This is a genomic window from uncultured Methylobacterium sp. (assembly GCF_964242245.1).
Taxonomy (GTDB): domain Bacteria; phylum Pseudomonadota; class Alphaproteobacteria; order Rhizobiales; family Beijerinckiaceae; genus Methylobacterium.
Window position 1 is genome coordinate 1 of the sequence record NZ_CAXTBY010000166.1, and the last position, 6,169, is coordinate 6,169.

The 6,169-nt window shown below is 71.4% G+C and carries 4 protein-coding genes and 1 pseudogene; 2 read left to right on the forward strand and 3 right to left on the reverse strand.

Features of this window, described 5'->3' with window-relative positions:
* Positions 1–447: 447 nt before the first annotated feature.
* The 3 genes and pseudogenes from ACFE8Y_RS20350 to ACFE8Y_RS20360 form a co-directional block, all read right to left on the reverse strand.
* Positions 448–1,349 (reverse strand): annotated as a pseudogene (locus ACFE8Y_RS20350) (SDR family oxidoreductase).
* Between the two features lie 77 nt (positions 1,350–1,426).
* Positions 1,427–2,665 carry a Gfo/Idh/MocA family protein gene (locus ACFE8Y_RS20355; protein ID WP_375466189.1) on the reverse strand — a complete coding sequence of 413 codons (1,239 nt, stop codon included), beginning with the start codon at positions 2,663–2,665 and terminating at the stop codon, positions 1,427–1,429.
* Between the two features lie 64 nt (positions 2,666–2,729).
* The gene (locus tag ACFE8Y_RS20360; RefSeq protein WP_375466190.1) at positions 2,730–3,443 is read right to left on the reverse strand and encodes an SDR family NAD(P)-dependent oxidoreductase; all 714 of its coding nucleotides are present in this window, start codon (positions 3,441–3,443) and stop codon (positions 2,730–2,732) included.
* A gap of 454 nt (positions 3,444–3,897) precedes the next feature.
* On the opposite strand from ACFE8Y_RS20360, the gene ACFE8Y_RS20365 reads away from it, so the two are divergent.
* Both ACFE8Y_RS20365 and ACFE8Y_RS20370 read left to right on the forward strand, forming a co-directional pair.
* Entirely contained in the window at positions 3,898–5,388 is a 1,491-nt protein-coding gene (locus tag ACFE8Y_RS20365; RefSeq protein ID WP_375466191.1) for an MDR family MFS transporter, read from the forward strand.
* Between the two features lie 10 nt (positions 5,389–5,398).
* On the forward strand, positions 5,399–6,169 hold the full coding sequence (locus tag ACFE8Y_RS20370; RefSeq protein ID WP_375466192.1) for a gamma-glutamyl-gamma-aminobutyrate hydrolase family protein: 771 nt from the start codon (positions 5,399–5,401) through the stop codon (positions 6,167–6,169).

Consider the following 6,169-nt stretch of genomic DNA (forward strand, 5'->3'; position numbering starts at 1 on the left):
CGGCGTCGACAAGCAGCTCTGGTTCCTCGAAGCCCACGTCCAGGAGCCGACCGGCACCATGCGCGACGGCGACCACACCGGGAAGCGCTGAGGGCTCCACGACCCTGTCCGCGGGAGGAGGCACCGTCCTCCGGCGCCTCCTCCCGCGGCCGCTCCGGCCGGACGCATTTCAGGGTGCAGGCCGTCGCCCTCAAATCCTGCGCGACGGCCATCGCGGCATGGATCAGGGCGAGGTCACCGAGCGCCCGGGGCAGGTTGCCGGGGATTATCCCGGTCCGGAGTCGACCTGCTCCGTGAGCAGGCCCAGGTTGCCGCCGCAGGACTCCGGCATGGCGTCCATCCGGCGCGCGGCGGGGACTGCTGCGCCCGTCGCCGAGGGCGGAGTACCGGGCGAGAAGAGGGACCGGTGCCCGCGCACGCTCCGCGGTGTCGCTCAGGACGGGTGCCTCACGGCAGGTGATTGCCGCCGGTGGCGCCGTAGACCTCGCCGGTGACGTAGCTCGATTCCTGCGAGGCCAGCAGCACGTAGAGCGGCGCCATCTCGGCCGGCTGGCCGGGCCGGCCGAGCGGGGTCTGCCCGCCGAAGTCGGGGATCTTCTTGCGCGGCTGCCCGCCGCTCGACTGGAGCGGGGTCCAGACCGGGCCCGGCGCCACGGCGTTCACGCGGATGCCCTTGCCCGCCACCTGCTTGGCGAGCGCATGCGTGAAGGCGGTGATCGCCGCCTTCGAGGACGCGTAGTCGAGCAGGCTCGGAGACGGCTGGTAGCTCTGAATCGACGTCGTGTTGATGATGGTGGCGCCCGGCGGCATGTGCGGCAGCGCCGCCTTGCACAGCAGAACATCGCCGTGACGTTGGTGCGGAAGGTGGCCTCGAACTGCGCGGTGGTGAGGTCGGCGATCGCATCGACCGCGCTCTGCTTGCCGGCGACGTTGGCCAGGATGTCGAGGCCGCCGAGCGCGGCGACCGTCTTCTCGATCAGCGTCGTGCAGAAGGCCTCGTCGTCGAGGTCGCCCGGCAGCGCCACCGCCTTGCGGCCGGCGGCCTCGACCAGCGCGACGACCACCTTCGCGTCCTCTTCCTCCTCGGGCAGGTAGGTGAGCACGAGGTCGGCGCCCTCGCGGGCGAACGCGATGGCGACTGCGCGCCCGATGCCGCTGTCCGCGCCGGTGACGAGCGCACGCCGCCCGGCAAGTCTGCCGAAGCCCCGGTAGCTGTCCTCGCCGTGGTCGGGCTTGGGCACCATGTCCTGGGCCAAGCCGGGTGCCGATTGCGGCTGGTCCTCGAACTTGGGCTGCGGGTACTGCTTGGTCGGGTCCTGCATCGCGTACTGGTTCGGGGTGGCGGCCATCGACCTGGTTCCTCTTGAGCGTTGCGGGTTGGGCGCGATCCGAGCCTCGGGTCGATCCGGCGCGAGGGGGCGAAGTCCTAGTTCTTCGGGACCTTCTCCTTGCCTCGACCGGGATTGGAGGTGTTCACGAGGTCCGGCGACGCCTTAGCGGCCAGCGTTTCCCGCTGCGCGGACGTGTCGATGCGCTTCGTGCGCGTGAACGGCTCCAGGGTCACGGAGGCGCCGGTCTTCAGGGCCTTCAGCACGCCCTCCAGCACGCGCACGTCGGCAAAACCCTCCGCGCCGTCCGGCTCGACTTGCCGGTCGTTCAGGATGCAGTCCGAGAAGGACTTCATCTGGCCGCCGAAATGGTCGGTGTTCTTGAAGCTCTCGCGGCTCTTGGATTCGCCCAGGGTGATCGCCTGCTCCAGCGGCTTGCCGTACATGTAGCCGGGGTTCACCTGCACGCTGCCCTTGGTGCCGACGACGGTGTAGGCGTCGAGCGCGTTGCCGTAGTACGAGATCACGAACTGCGCGAGACGGTTGCCGGCGAAGCGCAGCGTCACCGCGACGGTGTCGTCGAAGTCGCCGAAGCCCGCCTCCGGGTGGCGCGTGCCCACGGCCGAGACCACCTCGGTCGGCTCGGCGCCGAAGACGTAGCGGGCCGCGTTGACGGGGTAGGGGCCCATGTCGAGCACCGGGCCGGCCGCATCGCCGCTGCGGGCGCGGTGGTTCTCGGTCGAGACGAGCTGGGTGAAGGTCGAGGTGAACAGGTGCACCTCGCCGAGATCCCCGGACCGGATCAGGTCGAGGGTGGCGAGCGTCGCGGGCTCGAAGTGCAGGCGGTAGGCGACCATCAGCTTGGCGGTCGAGGCCGCCTCGGCCTCCAGGATCTCGCGGCACTTCGCGGTCGAGACTTCCAGCGGCTTCTCGACGAGAACGTGGATTCCGGCCTTGAGCGCCGGGATCACGAACTCGGCGTGGCGCCAGTTCGGCGTCGCGAGGTAGAGCGCGTCGATCGTGCCCGAGCTGAGGAGCTCGCCGAAGCGGTCGTAGGTGTAGCGGTCGGCGACGCCGTAGCGCTCGCCCACCAGCCGCGCCTTCTCGGGATCGTCCGTGACGAGGGCGGTGACCTCGGAATTGCCGGTGTGCGCGATGCCCGGCAGCATCGCCTCCTGCGCGATGTCGCCGAGGCCGACGACGGCGTAGCGGACCTTCTTGCCCAGGCCCAGGGCCGACAGGATGCTCATGGTCTTCCCGATCTCGATGCGTGATGGGCGGGCGTGGAACGGCCCCCTGCGAGGATTCTGCTCCAACGCGGCGGAGGTGCGCGCCATGCCGTCAGCGCCCCCGCGGCGCAACGACGCCGACCCGCGGAGGCGGGGCGTGGAGACGTCGCCGTCAGCCGCCCGTCGTCATCACGGAGCCGCCGTCGACGCGCACGTAGCTGCCGGTGATGAAGCTTGCCTGCTCGGAGCACAGAAAGGCCACGGCGGCGGCGACTTCCTCGGCCCGGCCGCGGCGCTTGGCCACGATGCCGGGACGCTCCGCGTCCAGCGTCTGCCGGATCGCCGCGTCGAAGGAGACGCCCTTCTCCTTGGACTTCTTCCGCATCTGCGCGTCCGTCATCGGCGTGGCGATGAAGGCGGGAGCCACCGCGTTCACCAGGACGCCGTCCGGCCCGTAGGCCTTCGAGAGACCCTTGGCGAGGTTCATGACGCCGGCCTTGGCGGCGGCGTAGGGCAGTTCCTCGACATAGGGCTGCACCGCGTCCTCGGAGGAGAACAGCACGACGCGGCCCCAGCCGGCCGCGCGCATGCCCGGGATGAAGGCGCGCGCCGTGCGCACGGCGGCCATCAGGTCGATCTGGATCGCCTCTAGCCGATCGTCGTCGGTAAGATCCAGGAAGTCGCCGGACGCCCCCGTGATGCCGGCGGCCTGGACCAGGATCGTCGGCTTGGCGTCGAAGGCCATGTTGGCGAACGCCGCGAGCACCTCGGCGCCCCCCGTTCCGCTCAGGTCGGCCGCCACCGCCCGGACCTCGCCGAGGACCGCCAGTTGCCGGGCCGCGGCCTGGATCTTCTCCGCGTCGCGGTCGGTGAGCACGACCTTCACGCCCTCGCACAGGAGGTATTCCGGTCTTGTAGCCCATGCCGGAATCGCTGCCGGTGACGACGGCGACGCGTCCGCTGATGCCGAGATCCATCTGTTTGCCTCCGAATGTGGCCTCTGGATGTGTGGAGTTTCGCAGTGCCGCGCGTTGCGGGCGGTCGCGTCAGGCCGGCACCGTCCCCGGACCGATGCCCGCGCAGACCATCGCGAGGGAAGACGGGTCCTCGAACATGGAACTCTTCCGTCGGCGCGGCCGGCGTCCCCGGTGCCGGGTGATCCCCGCGCATCGGAAACGATGCCTGCCCGTGAAAGCCGGGACCGAGGCCGACTGTTCCCGCTGGCGCGATCGGGCAACCGCATCGTCGCCGTCGTCCAGCAGCGACCGATGCTCGGCGCCGCAGCCCTCCGTTGCGTCAGCCCCCTGGCATGGATCGCGCGGGGATCGTAAAGCCGGCCCATGCCGAACCCATCCCAGACGCGCCGCCCGCTGGTCCTCGCTGCGGTGATGGCGGCGATGTTCATGATCGCCATCGAGGCCACGATCGTCTCGACCGCCATGCCGCAGATCGCCGGCCAGCTCGGCGACCTCCACCTCTACGCCTGGGTATTCGCCGCCTTCCTGCTGACCCAGACCGCAACGACCGTGGTGTTCGGCAAGCTGTCCGACCTCTACGGCCGGCGGCCCGTGCTGCTGTTCGGCATCGCCGTGTTCCTCCTCGGCTCGGCCCTGTGCGGGCTGGCGTGGTCGATGCCCTCGCTGATCCTGTTCCGGCTCGTTCAGGGCGTCGGCGCCGGTGCCGTCCAGCCGGTCAGCCTCACGGTGGTCGGCGACCTCTATCCCGCGCGGGAACGCGGACGCGTGCAGGGCTACCTCGCAAGCGTATGGGGCGTCTCGTCGGTCGCCGGGCCGCTGGTGGGCGGCCTCATCATCGGGCACCTGAGCTGGCCCTGGGTGTTCTGGATCAACCTTCCGGTCGGCGTCGTGGCCGCGATCCTGTTCGTGCTCTTCCTGCGCGAGGGCGTCGAGCGGCGTACCCGGCGCATCGACGCCCTCGGCGCGGCCCTGTTCACCCTGGCGATCGCGGCGCTGATGATCGCGCTCACCGAATCCGGCACGTCGGGGGCGGCGACCGCCTGGGCCGGGCTCGTCTTCGTCGTCGCGAGCATCCTCTTCGTGCTGCAGGAGCGCCGCGCCGCCGATCCCATGCTGGACTTCCGCCTGTGGGCCCAGCGCCCCATCGCCACCGCCAACGCCGCGACGCTCCTGTCGGGCATGACGATCATCGGGCTGACCGCCTTCCTGCCCATGTACGTCCAGGGCGTGCTGCGGCAGTCGCCGCTGGTGGCCGGCTTCACCCTCACCCTGATGGTGTTCGGCTGGCCGATCGGCGCGACGCTGGCGGCGCGCAACTTCGTGCGCTTCGGGCTCCGGCCGACGCTGCTCCTGGGCGCCGCCCTGCTGCCCTTCGGTGCGGGCGCCTTCGTGGGCCTGGGCGCTGCGACCTCGCCCGCCGTCGCGGCGGCGGGCTCGATCGTCATGGGGCTCGGCATGGGCTTCCTGTCGACCGCCGCCATCGTGATCATCCAGGACAGCGTGACCTGGGCGCAACGCGGCTCGGCCACCGCCTCCAACATCTTCTCGCGCAACCTCGGCTCGACCCTGGGCGCGACCGCGCTCGGGGCCGTGCTGAACTATCGTCTGGCCCATCCGGGCAGCGGCGCGACGGTGAGCGCCGACCAGCTCCGGCGCCTGCTGGACGATCCCGCCAGCCTCGGCAGCGCGGCGGACGCTGCCCGGGCCGGGCTGCAGCACGCCCTGCACGGCACCTTCTGGACGGTCTTCGCCATCGCCCTGCTGACCCTGCTCCTCGCGCTGCTGGTGCCGCGGGTGACGCTGGCCGAGGCTGCGCCGTCCGCGGATGGGCCGCCCGCGCTGGCGGCGGAGTAGGGCCGGCGCCATGGCGAAACCCGTGATCGGCGTCATCGGCAATGCGCGCGTGATCGACGAGCGATTCCCCGCGCAGATCGTGGGCGAGAACAACCTGCGCGCGGTGGCCGAGGTGGCGCAGGCCCTGCCGCTGATGTTTGCCGGGACGCCCGCCATCACGGACATCGCGGAGCTGCTCGACGCGGTCGACGGCGTACTGCTGACGGGCGCGCGCGCCAACGTTCATCCGGCGCGCTTCCGCGTCGCGCCGCATGCCGGCCACGAGCCCTACGACGAAGACCGCGACGGCTTGGCGCTGCCGCTGATCGAGGCCTGCGTCGCGCGCGGCGTGCCGCTGTTCGGCATCTGCCGCGGCTTCCAGGAGATGAACGTCGCCTTCGGGGGCAGCCTGCACCCCGAGATCCGCGACCTGCCCGGGCGCCTGAACCACCGGATGCCGCGGCTCGACACCGGCGAGATCCACCCGGACCCGGAGGTCGTCTTCGCCGACCGCCACGACGTTCGCCTCGTGACGGGCGGCGTGTTCGCGGGGCTCCTCGGCTGCGCGCGCATCCGGGTGAACTCCCTGCACGGCCAGGGCATCCTCGATCCCGGCGCGCGGGTCGTGGTGGAGGGCGTCGCGGAGGACGGGACGATCGAGGCGATCCGGATCGCCGAAGCCCCGGGCTTCGCGCTGGGCGTGCAGTGGCACGCGGAGCACGATCCGCAGACCAACCCGGTCAACCGCGCGCTCTTCCGGGCGTTCGGGGCCGCCGTCGCGGCGCGCGGGCGGGCCGTCTAG

What these genes read in the sequence shown, in the direction of transcription:
- ACFE8Y_RS20365 (WP_375466191.1), top strand. Translation starts at nt 3,898, where the DNA reads ATGCCGAACCCATCCCAGACGCGCCGCCCGCTGGTCCTCGCTGCGGTG.
- ACFE8Y_RS20370 (WP_375466192.1), top strand. Translation starts at nt 5,399, where the DNA reads ATGGCGAAACCCGTGATCGGCGTCATCGGCAATGCGCGCGTGATCGAC.
- ACFE8Y_RS20355 (WP_375466189.1), bottom strand. Translation starts at nt 2,665, where the DNA reads ATGGCGCGCACCTCCGCCGCGTTGGAGCAGAATCCTCGCAGGGGGCCG.